The sequence below is a fragment of the Bythopirellula superficialaquae genome (genome assembly GCF_059632245.1).
Genome location: NZ_CP197426.1, coordinates 1702459 through 1724876 on the forward strand (window position 1 = coordinate 1702459; position 22418 = coordinate 1724876).

The 22418-nt window shown below is 54.8% G+C and carries 19 protein-coding genes; 10 read left to right on the forward strand and 9 right to left on the reverse strand.

What is annotated here, in order from left to right; translation table 11 throughout:
- Window positions 1-8: 8 nt before the first annotated feature.
- Entirely contained in the window at window positions 9-1787 is a 1779-nt protein-coding gene (locus SH678x_RS06980) for a hypothetical protein (RefSeq protein ID WP_496922170.1), read from the reverse strand.
- Window positions 1788-1809: 22 nt separating this feature from the next.
- On the reverse strand, window positions 1810-2415 hold the full coding sequence (locus tag SH678x_RS06985; RefSeq protein WP_496922171.1) for a sigma-70 family RNA polymerase sigma factor: 606 nt from the start codon (window positions 2413-2415) through the stop codon (window positions 1810-1812).
- Between the two features lie 648 nt (window positions 2416-3063).
- On the opposite strand from SH678x_RS06985, the gene SH678x_RS06990 reads away from it, so the two are divergent.
- Window positions 3064-4452 (forward strand): FAD-binding oxidoreductase, encoded by a 1389-nt coding sequence (locus SH678x_RS06990; protein WP_496922172.1) that lies wholly within the window; start codon window positions 3064-3066, stop codon window positions 4450-4452.
- 10 nt (window positions 4453-4462) lie between these two features.
- Window positions 4463-5776 carry a (Fe-S)-binding protein gene (locus SH678x_RS06995; RefSeq protein ID WP_496922173.1) on the forward strand — a complete coding sequence of 438 codons (1314 nt, stop codon included), beginning with the start codon at window positions 4463-4465 and terminating at the stop codon, window positions 5774-5776.
- A 42-nt stretch (window positions 5777-5818) separates the two neighbouring features.
- On the opposite strand, the gene SH678x_RS07000 is transcribed toward SH678x_RS06995, so the two are convergent.
- Complete coding sequence (locus tag SH678x_RS07000; RefSeq protein ID WP_496922174.1) at window positions 5819-7375, reverse strand: sialate O-acetylesterase; 1557 nt, start codon at window positions 7373-7375, stop codon at window positions 5819-5821.
- Window positions 7376-7548: 173 nt separating this feature from the next.
- Here SH678x_RS07000 and SH678x_RS07005 point away from each other — a divergent pair, with 173 nt between their 5' ends.
- From SH678x_RS07005 to aroF, 3 genes are all read left to right on the forward strand, one after another.
- Window positions 7549-8394 carry a hypothetical protein gene (locus SH678x_RS07005; protein WP_496922175.1) on the forward strand — a complete coding sequence of 282 codons (846 nt, stop codon included), beginning with the start codon at window positions 7549-7551 and terminating at the stop codon, window positions 8392-8394.
- 102 nt (window positions 8395-8496) lie between these two features.
- The gene (locus SH678x_RS07010) at window positions 8497-8685 is read left to right on the forward strand and encodes a DUF1328 domain-containing protein (protein WP_496922176.1); all 189 of its coding nucleotides are present in this window, start codon (window positions 8497-8499) and stop codon (window positions 8683-8685) included.
- A gap of 321 nt (window positions 8686-9006) precedes the next feature.
- Entirely contained in the window at window positions 9007-10026 is a 1020-nt protein-coding gene (aroF, locus tag SH678x_RS07015) for a 3-deoxy-7-phosphoheptulonate synthase (RefSeq protein WP_496922177.1), read from the forward strand.
- On the opposite strand, the gene SH678x_RS07020 is transcribed toward aroF, so the two are convergent.
- Window positions 10027-11901 (reverse strand): hypothetical protein, encoded by a 1875-nt coding sequence (locus SH678x_RS07020; protein ID WP_496922178.1) that lies wholly within the window; start codon window positions 11899-11901, stop codon window positions 10027-10029. It abuts the gene before it with no gap.
- A gap of 114 nt (window positions 11902-12015) precedes the next feature.
- A complete protein-coding gene (locus tag SH678x_RS07025; protein ID WP_496922179.1) occupies window positions 12016-13578 on the reverse strand; it encodes a hypothetical protein in 1563 nt (520 codons plus the stop codon).
- Window positions 13579-13764: 186 nt separating this feature from the next.
- Here SH678x_RS07025 and SH678x_RS07030 point away from each other — a divergent pair, with 186 nt between their 5' ends.
- Both SH678x_RS07030 and SH678x_RS07035 read left to right on the forward strand, forming a co-directional pair.
- A complete protein-coding gene (locus tag SH678x_RS07030) occupies window positions 13765-15000 on the forward strand; it encodes a Glu/Leu/Phe/Val family dehydrogenase (RefSeq protein ID WP_496922180.1) in 1236 nt (411 codons plus the stop codon).
- A 55-nt stretch (window positions 15001-15055) separates the two neighbouring features.
- Complete coding sequence (locus SH678x_RS07035; RefSeq protein WP_496922181.1) at window positions 15056-15568, forward strand: Crp/Fnr family transcriptional regulator; 513 nt, start codon at window positions 15056-15058, stop codon at window positions 15566-15568.
- A gap of 7 nt (window positions 15569-15575) precedes the next feature.
- Here the strand turns inward: SH678x_RS07035 and SH678x_RS07040 are convergent, their stop codons facing one another.
- The 4 genes from SH678x_RS07040 to hisF form a co-directional block, all read right to left on the reverse strand.
- Window positions 15576-16097, reverse strand: coding sequence for a CvpA family protein (locus SH678x_RS07040; protein WP_496922182.1), 522 nt, complete (start codon window positions 16095-16097; stop codon window positions 15576-15578).
- A gap of 22 nt (window positions 16098-16119) precedes the next feature.
- Window positions 16120-18021 carry an ATPase, T2SS/T4P/T4SS family gene (locus SH678x_RS07045; protein WP_496922183.1) on the reverse strand — a complete coding sequence of 634 codons (1902 nt, stop codon included), beginning with the start codon at window positions 18019-18021 and terminating at the stop codon, window positions 16120-16122.
- 5 nt (window positions 18022-18026) lie between these two features.
- Entirely contained in the window at window positions 18027-19184 is a 1158-nt protein-coding gene (locus SH678x_RS07050) for a type IV pilus twitching motility protein PilT (protein WP_496922184.1), read from the reverse strand.
- Between the two features lie 64 nt (window positions 19185-19248).
- Window positions 19249-20022 carry an imidazole glycerol phosphate synthase subunit HisF gene (hisF, locus tag SH678x_RS07055; RefSeq protein ID WP_496922185.1) on the reverse strand — a complete coding sequence of 258 codons (774 nt, stop codon included), beginning with the start codon at window positions 20020-20022 and terminating at the stop codon, window positions 19249-19251.
- 224 nt (window positions 20023-20246) lie between these two features.
- Between hisF and SH678x_RS07060 the strand changes: the two genes are divergently transcribed.
- From SH678x_RS07060 to SH678x_RS07070, 3 genes are all read left to right on the forward strand, one after another.
- On the forward strand, window positions 20247-21362 hold the full coding sequence (locus tag SH678x_RS07060; RefSeq protein ID WP_496922186.1) for a prenyltransferase/squalene oxidase repeat-containing protein: 1116 nt from the start codon (window positions 20247-20249) through the stop codon (window positions 21360-21362).
- A gap of 233 nt (window positions 21363-21595) precedes the next feature.
- Entirely contained in the window at window positions 21596-21940 is a 345-nt protein-coding gene (locus SH678x_RS07065; RefSeq protein WP_496922187.1) for a hypothetical protein, read from the forward strand.
- Between the two features lie 88 nt (window positions 21941-22028).
- The gene (locus SH678x_RS07070; RefSeq protein ID WP_496922188.1) at window positions 22029-22385 is read left to right on the forward strand and encodes a SpoIIAA family protein; all 357 of its coding nucleotides are present in this window, start codon (window positions 22029-22031) and stop codon (window positions 22383-22385) included.
- Window positions 22386-22418: the final 33 nt, after the last annotated feature.

The window sequence follows — 22418 nt, forward strand, 5'->3', positions numbered from 1 at the left end:
TTCCAGTCTCAATCGCGGCGCGTTTCGAGAATGGGATCAAGCAAAATTACACGATCATAAATCGGTCCATCGTTTCCATCCGTCACAATCAGGCTTAATAACCTGTCGGTGTCGTTCAATTCCACGCCAAAGAGCGCATCGCCATCTTGTCGACAGAAGTTGGCCCGTTCGTACCGCAATTCTCCATCGACATACACTTGGAATGTGACCTGGGCTTGAGGTTGGAATGGTTGGGAAACATACGACTGCTCGAGATGCGCGAGCACGCCTCGTAGCGATGTCAGCGAAGTTCCATAACCATTCCGAATCGCCGACAAATCCAGTGTGATGCCAACATTCGCGTGCATACCGACGATCCCATCGCGAACCCAGCGCGATCGATCAAGCAAAGCGGTCGTGGTTCCCGCGCCCCAAAATCCTTCGACGTCTTGATCGGCTTTGTCGGCAAGCGGATCGTGTCTGCGTTCCAAGCGACGACGTGCCCAAATCGGACCCCAGGCACCACCATTGATTGCAGGAGTTCTCACGGTTGCGCCATTGTGGTCGATGGCCGTCAATTCGTTTTGAGCACTGGGAATGAAGGTACCTTCCACCCAAGGATTCCAACTGACCGCAACCACATTCCCAGAACCCGACTTGCCACGGACACCTTTGGATTCCGACCAGGGGAGGCTGCTCCACGCCCCTGTCTCGGGATCAATCGAACCAGCCGTGCGATACTCGCCGGGAGCACTGCCGCAAATGACATCCACTAGGCTAATTTCATCGACGCCAAGATTGTTGGGACGTTGTCCATTAAACTCCCGATCAAATGCCGGTAGGTTACGATCCGCGGCCGAAGAACTAAGCCCTGTGCGATCGGCCCGAACCGACATGCCTCTGGTCAGGCGCACGGTTTGTTCGCTATCGGAGCTACGCTGGACATGAACTTCGCCATCGAACACCACGACATCCGTGCGTGCTTCGTCATCGACGGCAACTCCAAAGGCTGTGCCAACATCAACGACATAAGCGCTTGGCGTTTCGACGATGAAATGACCTTCTTCAGAGCGGCCAGTGAGCTTGCCGCGTTTCAACAGCACTTTGCCCGGCCCGAGAATCGTGAGCTCGGCGGGAGCACTCAGAACTGCAATCGCTTGCGAAGCGAATTCAAGCTTAATAATGCCACGTGTGAGCTTCAGATTGCTTCCCAGTGAAAGCCGCATCAGAAAGTCAGCCGGATTGCCTTCGCTGTCCCAGACAGCGTCTTCCGACATGGAAACGATGCGAGCAGCAAAGTCACTGGTATCAAGCTTTGGATCGACAGCCTGGGGTGGAGTTGATCGGGGTGCAACCTTTGGCGTCAGTGCTTGAGCGTCTGAGCTTGATTTATGCTTGTGCGCTGCTTTCGCGAACACGGGAGGCTCCGACGACGTGGCCCAAATCCAGTAAACACCGCAACTGCAAATCAAAAGCACGGCAGCAGCATAAGCAAATGCTGAGAACTTAAGCATACTTTGATTCTTGATCCGCTGAGCTGATCCCTGTTCAAACTTGTAGGCATGGTCCTCCGACTCAGGATTTGCGAGCGTCAGTATGCTGTCGTGGACTGCAGCAGCCGCACGGGCAGTACGAACCATTCCAATGGGCAGGGTTTTTTGCGATAAGCAAAAATGCAACTTGCTCAGCTCAACAAAGCGCTGTCGATTCTCATCCAAGGACAGCATTTCATTAAGGCGTTCTTGATCAGCCGGATCGAACTCGCCGTCCAAGAGTTTTCCTATCAAGGTATCGAAATCATCATTCATGACGTTATCTACTTATCCGGCATCAAGTGCCCTGCTCGGAAAGTCTAAGGTGAATGCAGCGCAAAAGTCCCGCCCGAATGTTTCGTAGCATGCGCTGGACATGCCCTGTCGTACGATTTAAGGCAGCGGCAGCCGTTTGTACATTTCCGCCATTTGTATAACGCAATCCCAAGAGTTCGCGCTCGCGATCCGAGAGTTTTTTGATGCAGTATTCCAATTCAGCTCGTTGTAGGTCGACGTCGTCCATGCGTTCAAGCGCTGTCGTGGCGATTGCTTCGAGAACCTCGTCAGCAAGTATCATCTCACGATGCCGATTCTTTCGTCGGTAATTGAGGACCTCGTACTGTGCCACTCGAGCTGCCCAGGAAAAGAAGCTGGTCCCCGGATCAAACTCATCGAACTTGCGCCATAAGACCACTAAGGTATCTTGAACAATCTCTTCAGCGTCCTGCCACGACGGCACTAGCGTATGCACAAACGCCGAAAGTCGATTGTGGTTCTGCACATGGAGTGCGAGGAACATCTCAGCACGATTGCGCTCCGAAGCATCTAAGTCGGTCGCGGCTGCAGATCCCAACGAATTGTCGATTCGTCGGCTATTCAAGATCTGTTCGATGCGATTGTTCATGGATCATGCCAGAATGGCAGCTTACGGCTCGAGCAAAACCTGATGACTGGATTGTATTTGGCAAATGCTAGAGGAGGTCGTTCCACGCAGCGCCAGAAAAGTCTTCTTTTATTAAACCGCTTGGAGCGCCCATAACGCGCGCACATTTTCAGCAGAAAGAAGAAAAACTGAAAAATGAGGTTTTCCACAGTAAAAGTGGCTATTTACCGACCAATGTCATCATGGCCGGTGCTCGTTTGCCAACCTAGCAATCGCTTAGCCGGTTAAATACCAATTGGGATTTAACTTGCCAATTTCTGCATGATCCCGAATCGAAACGCGCTCTAACCGCAAGATTCCGTAAAAGTCTTGCATCCCAGCAGCGGCAAATTCTGAAAGGAAAACGGATTTACACATGGTAGGGGAAGTTGACAAAATGATTGATCGCGTAGATCTCGAAGTATGTGGTAACACGCATCTATGGTGTTGCGAGATTTTTGCCGAAGTGAACCACTGTATTTTCCCATTCACTGATTCTTTTATCCAAAACCTTTTCAGTCCAATGGTCGACACTTTTCACAGCCTCAACGTGGCCTCCGGCATACTGCCAGCGATACGCCAGCCCATGACAGAGTCTTGATTGTTTCCCAATTTACCGCACTGCTCTGAATGACCGCCTCTTCGTCAACTTGGATCGATCAGCTTGCTCAGATTGTTGGCGCTGAAAAGACATTGACTTCGCCGACCGACATCGCCCCCTATGGCTTTGATGGCACAGCGGCTATGCGGCAACGACCGGCTTGTGTGATCTTTCCACAAAGCACTGAGCAGATTGCCAAGTGCTTGCAAGTCGCTTATCAAGCCCGCTTACCGGTGGTGACCCGCGGCTCTGGTACTGGGCTAAGTGGTGGAAGCCTCCCGGTTGATGGCTGCGTCGTATTGTGCACGGTTGATCTGAATCGGATTCTCGAACTCGATCAACAGAATCTGACCATGCGGTGCCAGCCTGGTGTCATCACCCAGACGATCGATCAAGAAGCCGCCAAAGTTGGATTGTTCTATCCGCCCGATCCGGGCTCGCAGAAGATTTCGACGATCGGCGGGAACGTTGCTGAGAACTCCGGCGGATTGCGGGGATTGAAATATGGCGTGACGCGCGATTATGTCATGGGGTTGGAAGTCGTGACCGTAGAAGGCGAAGTTTTGTGGCTCGGCAACAAATGCGTCAAAGACGTAGCGGGATACAATCTGCGTGACTTATTCATTGGTTCGGAAGGCACGCTGGGAATTGTCACAGAAGTCTTATTGAAACTTTTGCCTCGCCCGGAAGCGCGCCGCACTATTCTCGCGGGCTTCGCCACCCCGGAAGCAGCCGCGGAAACCGTTTCAGAGATCATCGCCAATCGAATTGTCCCCTGCACGCTTGAATTTCTCGATCAACAGACGATTCGCTGCGTCGAGAACTTCAGCCAAGTGGGATTACCGACAGATGTGGCGGCGTTGCTGCTCATGGAATCCGACGGCGCGGCGGTCGTGGTTGAACAAGAAGTCCAGGCGATGTTGGAAATTGCCCGCAAGCGGGGAGCGATCGTCGTTCAAGAAGCCAAGAACGAAGCGGAAGCAGACAAGCTGCGACTGGCACGGCGAAGTGCATTCTCGGCCTTGGCACGAGTACGGCCTACTACGATTTTGGAAGACGTGACGGTGCCTCGCAGCGAACTGGCAAAGATGATCTCGTTTATCAGCCAGACAGCTCAGAAGCACAACTTGCTGGTGGGAACATTCGGTCACATGGGCGATGGCAACTTGCATCCAACGTTTTTGACCGACGAGCGCGACGCGGACGAAATGCATCGGGTGGAACTCGCGCTTGAAGAGATTGTTGATCGTACGCTTGAACTGGGTGGCACGATCACCGGTGAGCACGGCGTTGGTTTGGCCAAAAAAGCCTTTTTGAAAAAGCAATTGGGGGATGCGAGCTATAATTTGCTCAAGAAGATCAAGCAGACGCTCGATCCACACGGCTTGCTGAACCCCGGCAAGATATTCGACCTTTAATCGTTGACCGATGACTAACGCTGATTCCGACAACTTGCTCGTCGCCCTCGACTATTCCGTGTTGCAGCAATGCATGCATTGCGGCATGTGTTTGCCCACGTGCCCGACGTATGACGAAACACGCCGCGAGCGAAATAGTCCCCGTGGCCGCATCGCTTTGATGCGCGACATTGCCGATGGGACTTTGCCGATTAGCCAAGATTTCGCGGAAGAAATGTATTACTGTCTGGGCTGTCTTGCTTGTCAAACGGCTTGCCCAGCAGGGGTCAGTTATACGACCCTGTTTGAAACGGCTCGAGCGGAAGTGGAACGCCGCGAAATCCTCAGTTCGCCGAAGCGAAACTTCTATCGCTGGCTTGCCTTGGATTGCCTGTTTAAGCGGCCACGATTATTGCATCTCGTGGGACGGATGTTGTGGCTTTATCAACGTAGCGGCCTGCAATCGCTTTTACGTACGCTGGGCGTGATGAAGTTGTTGCCGCGGAATTTGCGACGACTCGAATCGCGAACACCGACCATCAATGCTCCCTTTGCCGCGGGTCGTATCGAGGAATGGGAACGCCCGACCACTCCAAGTTATCGTGTCTTATTGCTGACGGGCTGCGTGCAAGATTTGCTTTATGCTGACGTGCATCGGGCAACCGTCGATGTGCTGCTTGCTAATGGTTGCGAAGTTTTCACACCACGAAATCAATCCTGCTGTGGTTCCTTGCATGCCCATAATGGCGATCTCGCCGGCGCGCAAGAGTTAGCCAAGCGAACGCTTGATCGTTTCGATCTGGATGGCATCGACGCGATTATCACCAACGCTGGGGGCTGCGGATCCCATCTGAAGCACTACAGCTCGCTGCTGGCGAGTGACGAACAATATGCCGAGAAAGCCGCGCGCTGGGACTCGCTGGTGAAAGACATTCACGAATGGCTGGTTGAGATCGAATATCGTGTACCGACCAAGCCACCAACACCAAGTGAAGTCTGCGTCACTTATGATGATTCCTGCCACTTGTGCCATAGCCAAAAAGTTTTCAAGCAACCACGCGAAATCCTGAACTCCCTCCCTGGCGTCAAAACAGTGAACTTGACGGAAGCCGATTGGTGCTGCGGCAGCGCTGGGATCTACAGCATTACACAACCCGAGCAGGCGGAAAAACTACTTCAGCGAAAGCTGGCACATATCGCTACGACCGGTGCCTCAGTCGTGGCCACCGGCAACCCGGGTTGTCAGTTACAGCTGTCGCAAGGATTGGCAGCCGATCCAGCATTGGCCCATGTCAAAGTTGTCCATCCAGTGAAGTTGTTGGCCGAGGCGTATGCTCGAGAGTGATTCCTACCACTCGATAATGGACCAAATCGGTGGGCCAGCATTCTAGTTGATCTGCGGCGCGAGATTCCCTTCGGTGATCCCAGGCCACTTGTCAGTTCGAAATGGCGAAGCGGGCAGTCCCGCACGGTTTTCCAGATTGCATATCGGGTTGTTCGCCCACGCATAGCGAACTGCCGCGGGTTTGGCCACGGCATCGCTCCAGACTTCGACTTGGTTATTGCCAATGATTTTGGCCTGAGCTGGCACAAACTTTTTGTCTTCGCCGGCAATCGTAAAGCCCATCAGCTCGTTCTTATCGAAAGCCTTGAGCGCGCCATCGGCATGTTCGCCGGTGTCTAACGTTACGACGATCTTATTGCCTTCAACCTTCATCGATTTGTAACGTGGGCTCGTGTAGGGCAACTTGATGCCGTAATCCTGGGCGAGTGCTATACGTGCCAGACGTAAGGCCACGTCGCGCTTGTCGCGGGGATGAATATCGTCTGCTTCGCCAATGTCGATAACGACGGCTTGGCCCGTGTTAGGAAGTTTATCGAGCGTGAGCGTTTGGGCTTCGCGGAGTTCGGCCCAATCGCTTTCGCCGGGCTCGGGAACTTCGCGGGTGAAGTCGGCAAGTTGTACCCAATAAAAGGGAAAGTCGCCGATCTGCCAATCCTTGCGCCAGCTTGCAATCATAAACGGAAAGAGTTCTTGATACTGATGCGCGCGTCCCGCGTTGGTTTCTCCTTGGTACCAAATGGCGCCGCGGATGCCGTAGCCGAGAATCGGTTTCAGCACGCCGTTGTAGATGTTCCCCGGACGATTTCGCGATTTCATTTCATCTGCCGGTTCCCATGGCGCGGGGCCTTGTTTGCCCCCATCTACCCACTTCTTGACTTGTGCTTGCCACTCGGTTTTTTTCTTTTGGAAATCGTAAGTCTTCTCGAATTCGACCCAATAATCATGCAGAGGCTTAAAGCGTTCGTCGTCAGCCAGCAAACTTCGCTCGATCCACGCTTCACAAGCCGAGCCACCCCAGGAAACGTCGACTAAGCCCACCGGAACGTCGAGTGTTTCTTGCAGTTGCTTGCCAAAGTAATAACCCACGGCCGAAAATTCTTTCACGCTTTGGGGGGAAGCCGTTTGCCATTCGCCCTGGAAATCTTTTTGCGGTTCTTGAGTTCCCACGTGCGGCACGGTGATCAAGCGAATGTTGGGATTGTCGGCGATCAATTGTTCGAGGTCGCCGTCATAGGCCAACTCCACGGACCATTCCATATTCGATTGGCCGGAGCAGAGCCATACTTCGCCCACCATGACGTCTGATATGGTGCGTGAATTCTTGCCAAAGATTTTCAATTCATGCGGACCACCGGCTGGAAGCTTCGCGAGCTTGACTTCCCAATTCCCCTTGTCGTCGGCCGTGGCGGAGTGTTTTTGATCAGCGATTGTGACCGTCACCTTCTCACCCGGTTCGGCCCAACCCCAGACGCGGTTTTCCAGGTCACGCTGCAGAACCATGTGATCGCCGAAAATCGCCGGCAGCGAAACATCGGCGTGGGCAATTGGCAGAATGAACAAACAGCCGAGCAGCGAGACAATCGCAATGAAGTAACGCATGGAAGTTCTGCAAGGAGGACAAGGAATTGAAAAGCGACGTAAGCGCCCAACTCCCAAGAAGTTACCCCGATCCCCGTGTTGAGTAAAGTCTGCCGCCTCATCGAAACTTCACACTCATTTGCCATATTTCAGTTGTAAGGTCACCTAAGGAATATCTGGGGGGAAGATCGAGCGTGCGTCTGTTGTGTTTGAGCTTGCTGTTGCACTTAACCACCGCTAGGGTCTTGCTGGCGGAAGACGTCGTCGAGTTGCGCCACTATGTTGCCCCTGAGGCAACCCAGGCCGTGGCAGTTGATGGAGAATATTTCTATGCGATTGGCAATAGAGTCATTGGCAAATATGACAAGAACACTGGCAAGCTGGTGAACCGCTGGACGGCAAGCGAAGTACTGCCGCTCGTGCATCTGAATTCGGGCATCGTACTCAACAGCGAATTGATTTGTGCCCATTCCAATTTCCCGAGCTATCCCGAAGTAAGTTCGATTGAAATTTGGGATACGCAAAACCTCGAGCATGTGCGATCGCACAGCTTAGGGATTTGTGAAGGGTCGCTCACGTGGGTCGATTGGCATGACGATGCTTGGTGGGCCGTGTTCGCGCATTACACGGAGAAAGTGAACGACGACCCTCACGCCAAGGATGCCCGTTGGACTTCGTTGGTTAAGTTCGACCGTGAGTGGCGGCGGATGGCGGGATGGATTTTTCCGCAGGAAGTCGTCGCAAGATTTGAACCTCACAGTTGCTCAGGAGGTGCTTGGGCACGCAATGGTTTACTCTATTGCACGGGTCACGACCGCGGCGAATTGTATGAGCTCGCCCTGCCCCGCTCGGCTTCGACATTGCGTTTAGTGAAGACATGGCATGTGCCAATCACAGGTCAAGGTTTTGCTTGGGACCCGACAGTTCACGGCAAACTCTTTGGAATTAACCGCCCGCTCGGTCAGGTGGTCGCCCTTCAGCTTCCTTCTCTCACACCGGCAAATTTGCAAACGGCGCGTCGAACGGTCGACGCACCCTAGCCGCTTTCAATTCGCCAGCTCGATGAAAAACTGGCACGTCATTTGCAAATTCATCCTGACGGAAACAGGTATTTTTCAAGTGCTTACTAGGAAGGAATAATTATGGGACTTATTACTTGGGCAATCATAGCGCTGATCGTCTCCGTCCTGGCAGGCGCAGCCGGGTTTACAGGTTTAGCCGCTGGCGCGGCGACGGTGGCACGGCTGTTGTTCGGCTTGTTTCTGGTCATCGCGATCATTCTGTTCGTGATGGTGCTATTGGGGGTCGGAGCGGTTGATGCGGTGACGTAGGGAGAAAAAACTGTTGAAAACAGGGCTCAAAGTTCTCCCCAAATTTTCCGCTTGCCAACCTTGCGATTCCTGGCAAGAATACAGACATGTCAGCTTTCTACGGCAACTTTTGGTTTAGCACCACTCGCTACTTTTACTTTACAAGTAGCGGGCCCGGAGGACGTGCGTAGCAGCTGAACATAAGCAGGCTTACGAAACACAAACCCCGAGCACCGCAAGGTTCTCGGGGTTTTTTCGTTTTTGGGTGGGTTAGTTCCGACTATCAATTCATAACAGCAAAGACAAATCACACGCTATTCTGGAGCAAAAATGATCATCGTCATGAAACGCGGCACATCACAAAACGACATCGACAACGCCGTAGCCCACGTCGAGGCCCTCGGCTTGAAACCCGTGGTGATTCAAGGGACCGAACGCACCGTCATCGCGGCGGTGGGCGAAGAACGAGTCGCGGGGATTAGCTCGCTGGAAAGTTGCCCCGGCGTCGACGAAGTCTTGCCGATTCTGGCCCCCTACAAGTTGGCGAGCCGTGAACTCAAGCCGGAGAGTTCGACAATCGTCGCCGGCAGCTTGTCGGTTGGCAACGGTTCGATTGGCGTGATCGCGGGGCCTTGCTCGGTCGAAACGGAAGAGCAAATCCTCGCGTGTGCCCATGCCGTCAAAGCCGCCGGAGCTTCGGCCTTGCGTGGCGGGGCATTCAAGCCGCGCACCAGCCCTTACAGCTTCCAAGGGCTTAAAGAGGAAGGACTCAAACTTTTGGCCGAAGCTCGTGAACAAACAGGACTAGCGATTGTCACCGAAGTTGTTTCGCCGGACGACGTTGATTTGGTGAGCGAATACAGCGACGTGCTGCAAATTGGTGCTCGCAACATGCAGAACTACCGCTTGCTCGAAGCGGTTGGCAAATCACACCGCGCGGCCCTACTCAAGCGTGGCCCCAGCGCGACGATTGATGAATTTTTGCTGGCTGCGGAATACATCCTCGATGGCGGCAATCAGAATGTGATGCTCTGCGAACGCGGCATCCGCACCTTCGAGAGCCACACACGCTTCACTCTACCCCTGGCCACGGTGCCCTACGTGCAGCAGCGCACCCACTTGCCGATTGTAATTGACCCCAGCCACGGCACGGGCCACACGAGTCTGGTTCCCGCGATGGCCAAGGCCGCGATTGCCGCAGGGGCTGACGGCTTGATCGTCGAAGTCCACCCCAATCCCGACAAGGCGATGAGCGATGGCTACCAATCGCTGAATTTTGCCCAATTCGAGGAAATGATGGCCGGTTGCCGCCGCATTGCCGACGCGGTGGATCGTACGCTGGGCGCGGCGGTGGCGGTGTAATTATCGACTTGCACTCGCAGGTGCGCGGACGTACGTAAGCTTGTTCACGCGGTCGTCGATGATGGTCGCGTGGTCGGCGTTGCCCCGCCATGCGCTTGCGGGATAAATGTCGAGTCGTGGTTCAGTTTGAAGCCTAGCCAGCGATGTGATTTGAATTGCTCCGCCAGGGGCGGCGCGCCAACCAAGGCCGAGTGGTTCGAGCACTGTGTCGAGCGCCTGATGCCACGGTTCATTGGCAACCCGGCACGTTACGAGCGAATCGGGCCAGATTTTGATCGTCGCCAGAGCGGGCCAATCAACAAAGATCGGCAGTCCCGCTTCGCCTTGCCAGTGGTGAAACACTTCGGCGAGCGGTGTGTCATGCGAGAACGTAAAGGTCGTGGGTGTGTTCAACCGGTCGGCAATCCCCACGCCATACGGCTTGGCGGAAAGTAGACGCTCGGGATAGCGACTGCGGAGCGGCAGTCCTTTGGCCAAGCGAATCCGTTCCAGGAAGAATAGGACTTCGTACTGCACGGCCTGAGTCTGTTCGATGCCAAGTGAATCGCCCGAAACAGTCAGTTGGCCGTCACCACCATTCTTTTGCCAGGACTCAGGGGCGACGAGCTCTTGAATCCAATCCGCGAATTGCTGGGCCGTTGTTTCGTTGCCGAGCAAGTCGTCGATGGGGTAGTTGACACTGCGAACCTTACTGGCGTCTTGCCGCACGATCACAATCTGGGGGCCATCGGTCACAACTTCCAGATGCAGAGGTTCCAGGACGGATCTCAGCGCGTCGGCCAAAGTGGTTTCTGTGATGTTGAGCGACACGGGTTTGCCGGGAGTTGTCCCCGCCATCATCAGTTGCTCTGGGGTGACGCTCACTGGCACACCGGAGAGTTGCCCCATGAATGTGATGAAATTCAGGAGAGGCATGTCCTGAACGGCTACGGCAGGAAGACTGCGTTCCAACTGAACCGCCGCCGATCGCCGTCCACTTTCACCACCCTGTTTGGGGTTAAGCTGGACCGCAGTGCTCACAACGACAGGAAGCGGTTCTTCTTGTGGTTCGATTTCACCCGGCGCTGCTTGACCTTCTCCGGCATCGGCTTGCAGATCCCCCTGCCCTGCCTCGCTCACGGCGTTGAGATTGAGTTGTTCGGGATCGAGGGCCAAAGGATCGAATTTCCGCGCGACTCGGGGTTCATCGGCGCTGCCAATCACCAATTTCTTTTGCGGCTCTTGCTCTGTTTCCGTGGGAGTGACGGCTGGCTCGGACGCGATATTTTCTTGAGGCGGTAATTTCACTTCGCCCGTGAGCGGTGGTTCTACGTCAGTGGCTTCAACGTCGAACGGGTTCTCTTCAACCGACGATTCATTGGCAGTCGTGGTAGAAACTGCTTCTTCTGCGGGAGTGACAACAGCGTCAGGCGTTTTGGCAGTTACAGGTTCTCGCTTGGTGGGCTCAACCTCGGCGACAGGCGTTGCCGTCACAGGAGCTTCCGTTTGTGGTGCAGCCACGGCGACCTCGACGGTTTCACCGGATCGCAATACCAAGAACATGCCGGTGATTGTGGCACCAACGACAAAACTCGCCGCGGCCCACAATATGAATTTGGCGCTTGATGTGGCGCCGGACTCCAGCACGCTGGTGATGTCGGTGGGCGATTCGACTTCTGCCGTTGGTTCCGCAGCAGGTGTTTCGAAGTCTTCCTCAAATACGGATTCGCTGAGTGCAGGTGCCGTCGCGGCAACAACAGGCGTTGGTGCGGGTGCTGACTTGGGAGCCGGCGGTGTGATCTCGACCATGCTGTTGCACTTGGGGCAACCGACGATCTGGCCGATGAGCGCAGTATTGCGAACTGACAGGCTAGCCTGACAGGTCAAACAAGTCACCTTGAAAAGTTCCGTGCTCGCCATGAGAAGGCAGGTGAGTAAGTCTGGGGTGAGCTGGTGAGTAAGTTAGTAGATGCTGTTCCGGCGTCTGGCTCACCAACTCCAGTATATCGATTATAGTGGGGGAACGCGAAACACTTCCGGCAATTCCTCGTTCCGTTGAGCAGCGGCCGAGCGTGTCGTCACAATGATTGCGTTATCACGAATCACATAAACCAACTTCTGTCGCGGATCGGAGGCACTGGCGGCCGTCCGGTCGGGATTGGCCTGTCGCAAAATCTCGACAAGAATCTCACGCGCAGGGCGCTCCCGGAGGTCCAGCGACAAGGTTTGGTTTTTTGTGATGCCCTCCAATTGTAGGTCACGGCCAGCGATTTGGATGGGGATTTTCAGGTCCCCGGAGAGCATTTCCAGGGCTTTTTCCAGGGTTTCTTTGGGAAACGAAAGTTTGGTCACTTGATCGAGTTGTTCAGTGACGGAGACAGGTTTCGCGATAGGGGTAACCGGTTGTCCTGTTTCGCTAAGCCGCAAGCGGCTGGCGAGCAGGAGATTGTGCGCGGCTGGTAGCGGCAGATAGCACCTGGCCATGGCGATGCCGTCGGCGTGTGATGTGCGGGTGTAGTCGCTCGTCATTTTAAGCATCGCGGGGAAACGATCTTCGACGGCCTCGCCGTAGGGATGTGGAGGATTGGATATAAGAAAAGCTGCCAGTTGTTGCTGTGCAGAGACAAGTTGCTTGGTGAACTTGTCGGCAAATCGATGAGCGGGCGCGTTTTGGATGGTTGTCGCTTGAAGCTCCCAGAAAAACTGATCGCCAAGATTGACGCTGATCGACACGGCACTCGCATTGTCGGGAATGAGTGCGTGAAAGGCTGTGCGCAACCCTTCGGCTTGTTGCGACAACAACTCGCGGCCTTCGGTATCAAAAAACTTGGCCGACATCAACAACGTGGCCGTGCGGTCGGCATCGGTGTGTGCCAGTAGTCGCTCTAAATCTCGAGCGAGAATAGCCGGCGCGTCTTCTTGCGTTTGGAGTTCTTCCACGAAAGAGCGGGGACATGAAACGATGACTTTCCCATGTCCTGATTTAGGTACAAAGATGGCACGATCGCCACGCATTGTCGACTTGCTGCGCTGGGCGATTTTGCCTTCGTCCCAAGGTTCCACAAATGAGGCACGCAATGAGTACTGCCACCCGTTATCGGCGCTAATCAAAGCTACGAGCAGCGTTTCGATCTCTGAAAATTCGACATAGAGCGTCTCTTGGATCTGCTGTACAGTTTCCTGGCCCCAAGGTCCTAACGCCGCAATCAGCTTTGCACCTTCGCGGTTGGCAAGCAGTTCTGCTGGTCGCAAAAACAAAAAGGCTTGGGCTCCCTGTGGAACATACTCCAAGGTGATCGGCGGGCCATCCGTGGGAGAGACCCATTGCAATTGCGACTCGTCAACGGGCGTGGATTTCTCCGCTTCATTCTTTGCCGTTGCTAACGGTTGTTGTGCCGATGGCTGTTCATTTTGTGCATTACGACTTGCCAACATCGGCACAGACACACCTACTAAATCGGCCAAAGTAAAAAAGGCGGCGATAATTAAAATCCAAAAGAGAACTCCCCGCTTCTTCTTAGGTGGAGGCGAGCTTTTAGCGGAAGAATCAATATTGAGAGGGCTGTCCGTCACAACAGTTTTATCCCGTCTGGCATGCAAAAATCGAACTTGAAAACCAAGGTCTGCGTAAAGCTATCAGCGTTCCAGCCCAGCGCAGCTAGACTTGTTTACCGGTCCGTTGCTTGTGCCCCGTGGCCGTTCCTTTTATTATCCACTGTTTCGCCAGGACTTTTCCAGCCTTAATAGTTTGTCGACGCCATGAAAGCCTTCGAAGCAGTTCAGCATTATTTCGACCGCGCGGCGGATCAGCTTTCCCTCACCAGCAACATGCGCATCTTGCTGATGACTCCCGAGCGGGAAGTGCAAGTTCGCATTCCCATCGAAATGGACAACGGCGAGCTCCACACGTTTATTGGTTACCGCGTGCAGCACAATGATTCCCGCGGGCCGATGAAGGGGGGCTTGCGCTATCACCACGAAGTCGACCTCGACGAAGTGCGCAGCCTCGCCGCGCTGATGACTTGGAAAACCGCGGTTGTGAATCTCCCTTACGGCGGCGCCAAAGGAGGCATCGCAGTTGATGCCCGCAAGCTCAGCCATCGCGAGCGGGAACGCATCACGCGCAAATTCGTCGATGGGATTCACGACATCATTGGTCCCGACGTCGATATTCCTGCCCCCGACATGGGAACCGGGCCGGAAGAGATGGCCTGGATCATGAATCAATACAACAAGTATCACGGCTTTAATCCCGGTGTGGTGACGGGGAAGCCCGTCGAATACTACGGAATCCCAGGACGCGAAGAAGCCACTGGCCGCGGCGTCGGTATTCTTACACTCAAGACCGTAGGCCGCTTGGGCCACAAAGCTCAAAAGACTCGCGTTGCGATTCAAGGCTTTGGCAACGTCGGTTCGCACACCGCCAAGTTTCTCCACGATGCCGAATGCCGCGTCGTCGCGATTAGTGATCTGAGCGGCGGCTACTACCGCGAGTCGGGCCTCGACATCGCCGATGCGTTGCGCTATGCGGCTTCCAACTCGAATTCGCTCGCTGGCTTTTCGGGTGGGGAGCACATCACGAACGAAGCACTATTGGAACTCGACGTGGAAGTGTTGATCCCCGCGGCGCTGGGTGGTGTGATCACGGCCGAGAACGCGAGTAAGGTTCGCGCGCCGCTGATTATCGAAGCCGCGAATGCCCCCATTCGCCCCGATGCCGACGACATGCTCACCGATCGTGGCACTCGAATTTTGCCCGATATCTTGGCCAATGCCGGCGGCGTAACGGTCAGCTATTTTGAATGGGCCCAGAATCGCCAGCATTACAAGTGGAATCTCGACCGCGTGCGGCAGGAACTCGACCGGGTGATGTCCTCGGCATTTGAAGAAGTTTGGAACCTATCGCAAGAACGGCAGGTGAGTTTGCGCACGGCCGCGTTTATGACCGCCATCAGCCGCGTGGGCCGAGCCACGGTGCTCGCCGGAATCAGTTAAAATCATAGAAAGTGTTGTGATGTTCATCGAAGCGCCTACCGTAGGAAGACCGACCATGCCAGCCAGTTCGCTTTCCTGTCTTGCGATCTTCAACAATTTGTCCGAGGCCGAGTGCAAGCAGATCATGTCGCTCGCGCAGCCGCTGGAAGTTCGCGCCGGCGAACAAATCATTATGCAAGGCAAGCAAACTCCGAATTTGTGGTTCATCGTCGAAGGACGGTGCCAGATCACGCGCAAAACCGAATCGGGCTGCGAACTCAAGCTCGCCGAGCTTGAGCCCTTCTCCCACTTTGGCGAGATGTCGTTCTTTCACGAAGCACCGCATTCGGCAAACGTAACAGCGCTCACCGATATGAAACTATTGCGGCTGTCGCGCGCTGATTTCGACAAGCTCTGTGCGACGGGCAGCCCCGTGGCGATGAAGTTGGTGCTGAACTGCGTCTATCAGCTTGCCAATCGTTTGCGTAGCACGGACAAATGGATCACGGAGTTGGTTTGCCAAGAGAATCACAAGCCGACACCCAGTGAATGGACTGAGTTTCGCGAGCTGATCTTTAAGGGCGTTTGAAAGACGTTTACTTAGCCACGAACGTCGGATCGATTCCTTCACCAGCCGCAAATCCACTGGCCACGTTGAAAAACGGTGCTCGGCCATAGGTGAAGACGCTCTTTTGCCATTCAGCGGCATCGGCGTATTTCCATTCCCCCGCCTTAATGGGGATGCGGTCGAGTGTATAGGTCACGAAGCTGGTGAACATTATCGCGGCGATCAAGCCCACAACTGGCCCGCCAAACTTATCGACCAGCGGGATGAATTTCATCTTGGTTTTGGACGTGCGGTCGAAGAGGATCCGCGTGACAAGCACGGTCAACGAAAACAGGCCCCACACCCCTGCAAAAATGAAAAACCAATATTGCTCGGTGTTGGCTCCGGCCCGCTCGGCAATGAGATTTCCCACAGGAACTCCCACGAAAATGCCAAAGACCCCACCCAGCAAGATGCAAAATAAGCTGATGGCGTTATTCCATAAGCCTTCATTGATGGTCATCGCCACCGCGGCGAAAAACACAAAGCAAACAAGGTAAGCGAGCAGCATGATAATACTTCAAAGCAAAATTTTATTGTTGCAAAACGCGAGTTAATTCTTGGAGCGATGTCGTGCCCTGGGCCACGAGCAACACCCCTTCTTCTTGCAGCGACCGTTGACGTGAATTGCGGGCGGCCTGTTTCAAAAGTTCCAGCTTGGGTTGCTTGATCAAAATCTCTCGTATCTGATCGTTGACGACCAGCAGCTCAAACAAGCCCGTGCGGCCCATATAACCCAAGCCTTGGCAGGTTTTGCAGGGCTTTTCAATTTCTTCCGGCTTGGGCGGTCGGTAGAGCTTTTCGACTTTGCCCGCCGGGATGCCAAGTTTCTTGAGCACGTCGGGCGGTGGGGTGTAGCCGACCTTGCAATCGGTGCATAACTTGCGAATGAGTCGTTGATACAGCACGCCCTTGGCCGCGGTGGCGAATTCTTTGGGAGGCATCTTGAGATGCAAGAATCGCAGCAGCGCTTCACCAGCTTCCTTAGCTCGGATGCTCGTAACCAGCAGCCGCTCATCGCCCACTTCGCGGAAGAGCAATTTCGCGGCTTCGACGTCGGTCATATCCCGCAAGATATAGACATTGGGATAGGTGCGAATCAGCGTTGGTAGAATCGTCGCAGGAGTTTCTCCCTTCGAGGAGTCGTAGGTCGTAACTCCGATGTTTTGAATATCATGCTCGCGGTTGTTGACGTCTTCGATCGCGGCGAAGTCACGCATCAAACGGTCGGTTTCTTCGAGCGATACATTCATCATCGTCGTCAGACCACCGCCGGGCAGCGCGGAGAAAATCACCATGCCCGCATCCCCGGCCATGATCTCGGCCCACTGTTTTTGAATGCCTTCACGCATCCCCAAGTCGGCATAATGAACGAGTTGCTTTTTCTCGCCAACGCGGGTGACGACCACACGTTCGCCGGTTTGTACGCCTTGGCTCATGAGAGAGCAGATATAGGTTTTGCCTTCATACTTCGCGCCAAAGCGGCCTTCTTGCTTCGTGCGGCGGTCTTTGACGTTGAGATTCGCCAACGTTTTCATTACGGCAAGCATGACGTCGCTCGACTCGCGATCGCGGGCCTCACCGGGATGCCACACACCATCGATTTCGTAACGCACGCTCACTGCCTGCGCCGAAAAATCGAGCATGATCTTGTCGGCCCGGCGGTTGATCATCTCGGCAATGATGTCCTTGAGCAGCAAATAGCCGGGCGAATGACGCGCGGTGAGCAAATTGGCATTGTTGGCCGTTGTGTCGGCGGCACCCATGGCCATGAGCTCGACCGGGGCACCTTGCTCGTAGCCAGCTGAGCGTTCCGATTTGACCTTAATGCCCATGCCACCCAGGATGGTCGCGAGCACGAATCGCCACCAAGAGCCTGTAAGCACCGTCAGGTGGGGTTCGACATTCTTGTTATGCACAAGCACATAAGGCAGCCAAGTGCCAAAGAACACCACGAACATGACCAAGGCTTTAATCCATGTCGCCAGTGGCAGGAAGAACATGATAAAGCCGATAAGCACGAACGGCACATAATGGATGAGGCTCCATTTTTGATAGACCAGGGCATAGATCTGCGAATCTTTGTTGACCCAGTCCCCAGCTGCCACCCACATCCAGACCACCGCCACAAGCATCAGCAGTTTTACGATCAGCAAGATATTTAGCGGCATTGTCTGGGCATGTTGCTGAAATATCGCAGCCTGATTGGCTTGGCTAGCAGCATCAGGCGCCGCGGCTGGTGCGCCACCCAGATTGGGATCCGGCTGCTGAGGTGCCGGTGCGGCGTTGCCGCCGTTGTTCATCATTTCGTTGCGTGCTTCGTTGGCCGCACCGATCTCGCTTAAGGTCGCTTGACCAAAAACGGCAGACGGCTCTGAGCATGCAACGGCTAACACCAAGACGGCGGTTACTGCTGAAGAAAAAAGGAAACGCATATTCATCAAACCATACCGCCTTGCGAAACATCGATACCTTTGAGTGCCATCTTCAATTCTTCGCGATTCGGCGCGACTTCGAGCGCCACTTCGCGGTCGATCAACTGATCGTCGACCAGCTTTTTCAGACTCTGCGTGAAATTCTGCATGCCGTCTTCCTTGCCGACCCGGATCGCCCCGCCGAGACGAGAATCTTCTTCGTCGAGAATCAGCTTTTGAACCGTGGGGGTAAAGATCATGATTTCGACGGTTGGCACCCGACCTACGCCGGGCTTGATCGACTTCAAAAGCTTTTGGGCGACGATTCCCTTCATGTTCATCGCCATCGCGCTGCGTAATGCGCTGTGCATTTCCGAAGGGAATAAATCCAAAATACGACCTACCGTCGAGGCTGCCGTACTCGCGTGAATGGTTCCGAACACCAAGTGACCCGTTTCCGCGGCATGGATCGCCGTCATGAACGTTTCCTTGTCACGCATTTCGCCCACGAGCATCACGTCGGGATCTTCACGGACGGCGTGCTTCATGCCGATTTCGAAGTCGACTACGTCCAGGCCGATCTCGCGTTGATTGATCAAGCACTTATCTTCGGTGAACACGAATTCGATCGGGTCTTCGAGCGTCAAAATATGTTTGCGATAGCGGGCATTGATCCAGTTGAGCATCGAAGCGATCGTCGTACTCTTGCCCGAACCGGTCACGCCGGCAAGCAGGATCATTCCCTGGTCGTAGGTGCAAAGTCGCTCCATCGACGGCGGCAAATTAAGGCCTTCGAAGTTGGGAATCCAGCTGTTCACGCGCCGCGCGACCATGCCGATGTGGCCCAACTGTTGCAAAAGATTGACGCGAAACCGCCAATTCGTGCCGTCGACATCGCACATGTGGGCAAAGTCGGCCCCGCCATCTTTGTCAAAAATCTTGCGACTCCGCTCGTTCATCAGCGGAAAGCAGAGCCGCACCATTTCTTCGTCGTCGATGGGGCCCCGATTCATCGGGCGCAACGAACCGTCGACGCGGACCATGGGCGGACGACCGACTTTCAGATGCAAGTCGCTCGCTTCGAGTTTCACGCAAGCCCGAAAGAGCTTGTTGATTTCCAGCTCCTGATGTCTGGCTACGAAACTGTCAAAATCCGCTTCGCTAACACCCGAGGATTTACCCATGACAAAACTCCACCGTCGTTGTCGACTGTGCGATTCGTTGAATCGCAGCTTTTTCTCAATTCCATCAAGCGGCTAGGCGAACCGCCACGCCGTACTCTGCCATGATTCGTTTGGTCTCTTGAATTGTAAATTCACCGAAGTGAAAAATGCTGGCTGCCAAGGCCGCATCGGCCTTACCGATGGTCACCGCTTCGGCCAGGTGCTGCGGGCACCCTGCCCCACCGCTCGCGACCACGGGGATCGAAACCGCCGAGCTCACCGCCGCGGTGATTTCCAAATCGTAGCCGTCCTTCGTTCCGTCGGCGTCCATGCTCGTGAGCACGATTTCCCCCGCGCCAAGTTGTTCGACTTTCCGTGCCCAATCGACCGCTTCGAGGCCCGTGCCGATCCGGCCGCCGTTGATATGGACTTCCCACAGTTCGCGGTCATTGCGCATCACGCGCTTGGGATCGATATTCACGACGATACACTGACTGCCAAACCGCAGTGCCGCGGCACGGACAAATTCCGGATCGCGGACCGCCGCCGAGTTGATCGACACCTTGTCGCACCCGGCCAGCAGCAATTGGCGAATATCTTCCAGCGAACGAATTCCGCCCCCCACGGTGAGCGGCATGAACACCTGCTCGGCCGTGCGGCGAACGACATCGAGCATGATGTCGCGACCTTCGTGGCTGGCCGTGATGTCGAGGAACACCAACTCATCGGCCCCCTCGCGCTCGTAGCGGGCCGCCACCTCGACGGGGTCGCCGGCGTCGCGGAGGTTCAGGAAGTTCGTTCCTTTCACCACGCGTCCGCGGTCGACGTCGAGACAGGGAATAACACGTTTGGCAAGCATGAAGGTGAGCGTTCCGAGGAAGGGCTGGGGTCGGGACGATCACACGCCTGGAAAAAACTGCTGGAATCGCCCGAAGTTCCCTAAACTCTTTAGTTTAAGTACGGTTCGGGGGCGGGTCAACTGAGTGGAAATCGTGGGAAGAACGACTGGTATTTGCATTAGAATTGATCGCGAAGAACGTTCTTACACTCGGGCATGACCACGATTACGGTTGGGGATGATGAATGCGAATATGGATTGTTGCGATCATCCTCACGACATGCTCTCAAATAATGGCTCAGGAGAATTCCGATCCGCTCACAATCGCCGAACTCGATGCCATCGACGGTTCCATCGCTCGCGCACTTGATTGGATTGCTGACAGCAGTCAACCCGACGGCTCGTTTGCAACCATGCCCGACGGCCAGCCGGGGATCACGAGTCTTTGTGTCCTCGCGATGCTTGCCGGCGGAGAGTTGCCCGGCGAAGGCCCCCGTGGCAAGAAGATGGAATCCGCGATCGACTATGTGATCGGTACGCAAAAGCCCAATGGTTTGTTGGCTCTGGTAGGGCCGGCGGGCGAGATTGCTTCCACGGCAATTAGTCAGCCAATTGGCCGCTCGGCAATTTACAATCACGTGATCAGTAGTCTGATGCTGGCCGAGGCCTATGCGATGACGTCCGAAAGCCAGTCGCAAGAAATCAAGCGAGCCCTCGAACAAGCCATCAAGTTTTCGTTAGAACTCCAGGGACGCCCCAAGGAGCGACCTGAGGATCGTGGGGGTTGGCGTTATCTGAATCTGGTCGACGACAAGGATGCTGATTTATCGATCATCGGTTGGCAGTTGATGGCCCTACGCGGTGCCAAGAACGCGGGATTTGACATCCCGGCCCAATCTATCGACGAGGCCGTCGGTTGTGTGGAGCGGCATTACTCGCAACAGTTGGAGAATTTCACTTATACAATCGGAGATAGATATACGAGCCGTGCCATGACGGGAGCAGGTATCTTGGCACTCGCTCATGCGGGCCGACATGAATCACCGGAAGCCAAGCAAGCAGGACAAAAGTTGCTCGCCCACTCGTTCGCGGAATACAACGGCAGCCCCGACGGTTTGGACCGTTATCACTATTCACTGTTTCATTGCACGCAGGCGGCCCATCAACTCGGCGGCGAATACTGGGAGTCGTTCTTCCCTCCCGTGGCCCGCGTTCTGTTGAAGAATCAAGCCCCCGACGGTGGCTGGGCTGCTGAGTACAGCCGCCACGGCGACGCCCGCTATGGCCGAGCCTACACGACTGCTCTGGTGGTACTGGTCTTACAAGCGCAGAATGAGCTTCTGCCGGTGTTTCAACGATAAACTGATCTTAGCCCATGCCCTGCCCTCCCAACCGACCTCGCGCAAATCAAACAGCTGCTCGATGCTGCGTTTGACGCCGCGGAGCCATTCACGATCGGCTTCTCGGCATCATTTCAGGCCGCCGAGCAAAGCCATCCTGCGCATTCCTAGCCGATTCAAGCCGTCTCGACGCGCTTACGAAGATCGGCCATATTTTTGATGCTTCCTTCACGTCACTCTCTGCCGACATTGTTATGTACGAACATCATTCTCATCCGTTGCTCACGCGGACGCAGTTTCTGTGGCGGATGGTGCTGCACGGATTGATGGGACTTGTGCTGCTCGTGTTTTCGTTGGCCCTTGGCATGTGGGGTTATTGGCATTACGAAAATTTAAGCTGGCGCGATGGGTTCTTGAATTCCGCGATGTTGATGGGTGGCATGGGGCCGGTGAACGCTCCGCAAACCAACGGCGGCAAAATCTTCGCCGGTCTTTATGCTTTGAATGCGGGACTCGTGTTTATCTTGGCGGCGAGCATTGTGATGGCCCCCGTGGTGCATCGCATCATGCACAAGTTTCATTTGGGTGACGACGAGTAAGACATTGGCAGCGCACACTGGCACTTTTCAGCAAAGTCGCTATATTGCGGGTGTCTCACCTGTCTCAACCTCTTCAAGGAGATTTCCCATGATTGAAAAGCTCGATCGTGGCACGGGCAAAGTCATCGGCTTCAAGCTCTCCGGCAAACTGCACGACGAAGATTACAAGCATTTCGTCCCGCTCGTGGATTCGGCCATCGCCGAGGAAGGCAAGGTGCGACTGCTGGCGCAGTTCCACGATTTTCACGGCTGGGACATGCACGCCCTGTGGGACGACACCAAATTCTCCACAACCCACTGCACCAAGATTGAGCGGATCGCACTGGTGGGCGAAAAGAAGTGGGAAGAATGGATGGCCAAGGTTTGCAAGCCGTTCACGATGGCGAAGATCGAATACTTCGACGCTTCCAAAATCGAAGACGCGTGGAAGTGGCTGGAAGAGTAAGCAGCGCAAACAGGTAATAGCCGCAGGCGGAAG

Excerpts from the sequence above, each read along its gene's own strand:
- SH678x_RS06980 (WP_496922170.1), bottom strand. The coding sequence starts at position 1,787 with ATGAATGATGATTTCGATACCTTGATAGGAAAACTCTTGGACGGCGAG.
- SH678x_RS06985 (WP_496922171.1), bottom strand. The coding sequence starts at position 2,415 with ATGAACAATCGCATCGAACAGATCTTGAATAGCCGACGAATCGACAAT.
- SH678x_RS06990 (WP_496922172.1), top strand. The coding sequence starts at position 3,064 with ATGACCGCCTCTTCGTCAACTTGGATCGATCAGCTTGCTCAGATTGTT.
- SH678x_RS06995 (WP_496922173.1), top strand. The coding sequence starts at position 4,463 with ATGACTAACGCTGATTCCGACAACTTGCTCGTCGCCCTCGACTATTCC.
- SH678x_RS07000 (WP_496922174.1), bottom strand. The coding sequence starts at position 7,375 with ATGCGTTACTTCATTGCGATTGTCTCGCTGCTCGGCTGTTTGTTCATT.
- SH678x_RS07010 (WP_496922176.1), top strand. The coding sequence starts at position 8,497 with ATGGGACTTATTACTTGGGCAATCATAGCGCTGATCGTCTCCGTCCTG.
- aroF (WP_496922177.1), top strand. The coding sequence starts at position 9,007 with ATGAAACGCGGCACATCACAAAACGACATCGACAACGCCGTAGCCCAC.
- SH678x_RS07030 (WP_496922180.1), top strand. The coding sequence starts at position 13,765 with ATGAAAGCCTTCGAAGCAGTTCAGCATTATTTCGACCGCGCGGCGGAT.
- SH678x_RS07035 (WP_496922181.1), top strand. The coding sequence starts at position 15,056 with ATGCCAGCCAGTTCGCTTTCCTGTCTTGCGATCTTCAACAATTTGTCC.
- SH678x_RS07040 (WP_496922182.1), bottom strand. The coding sequence starts at position 16,097 with ATGCTGCTCGCTTACCTTGTTTGCTTTGTGTTTTTCGCCGCGGTGGCG.
- SH678x_RS07045 (WP_496922183.1), bottom strand. The coding sequence starts at position 18,021 with ATGCGTTTCCTTTTTTCTTCAGCAGTAACCGCCGTCTTGGTGTTAGCC.
- SH678x_RS07050 (WP_496922184.1), bottom strand. The coding sequence starts at position 19,184 with ATGGGTAAATCCTCGGGTGTTAGCGAAGCGGATTTTGACAGTTTCGTA.
- hisF (WP_496922185.1), bottom strand. The coding sequence starts at position 20,022 with ATGCTTGCCAAACGTGTTATTCCCTGTCTCGACGTCGACCGCGGACGC.
- SH678x_RS07060 (WP_496922186.1), top strand. The coding sequence starts at position 20,247 with ATGCGAATATGGATTGTTGCGATCATCCTCACGACATGCTCTCAAATA.
- SH678x_RS07065 (WP_496922187.1), top strand. The coding sequence starts at position 21,596 with ATGTACGAACATCATTCTCATCCGTTGCTCACGCGGACGCAGTTTCTG.
- SH678x_RS07070 (WP_496922188.1), top strand. The coding sequence starts at position 22,029 with ATGATTGAAAAGCTCGATCGTGGCACGGGCAAAGTCATCGGCTTCAAG.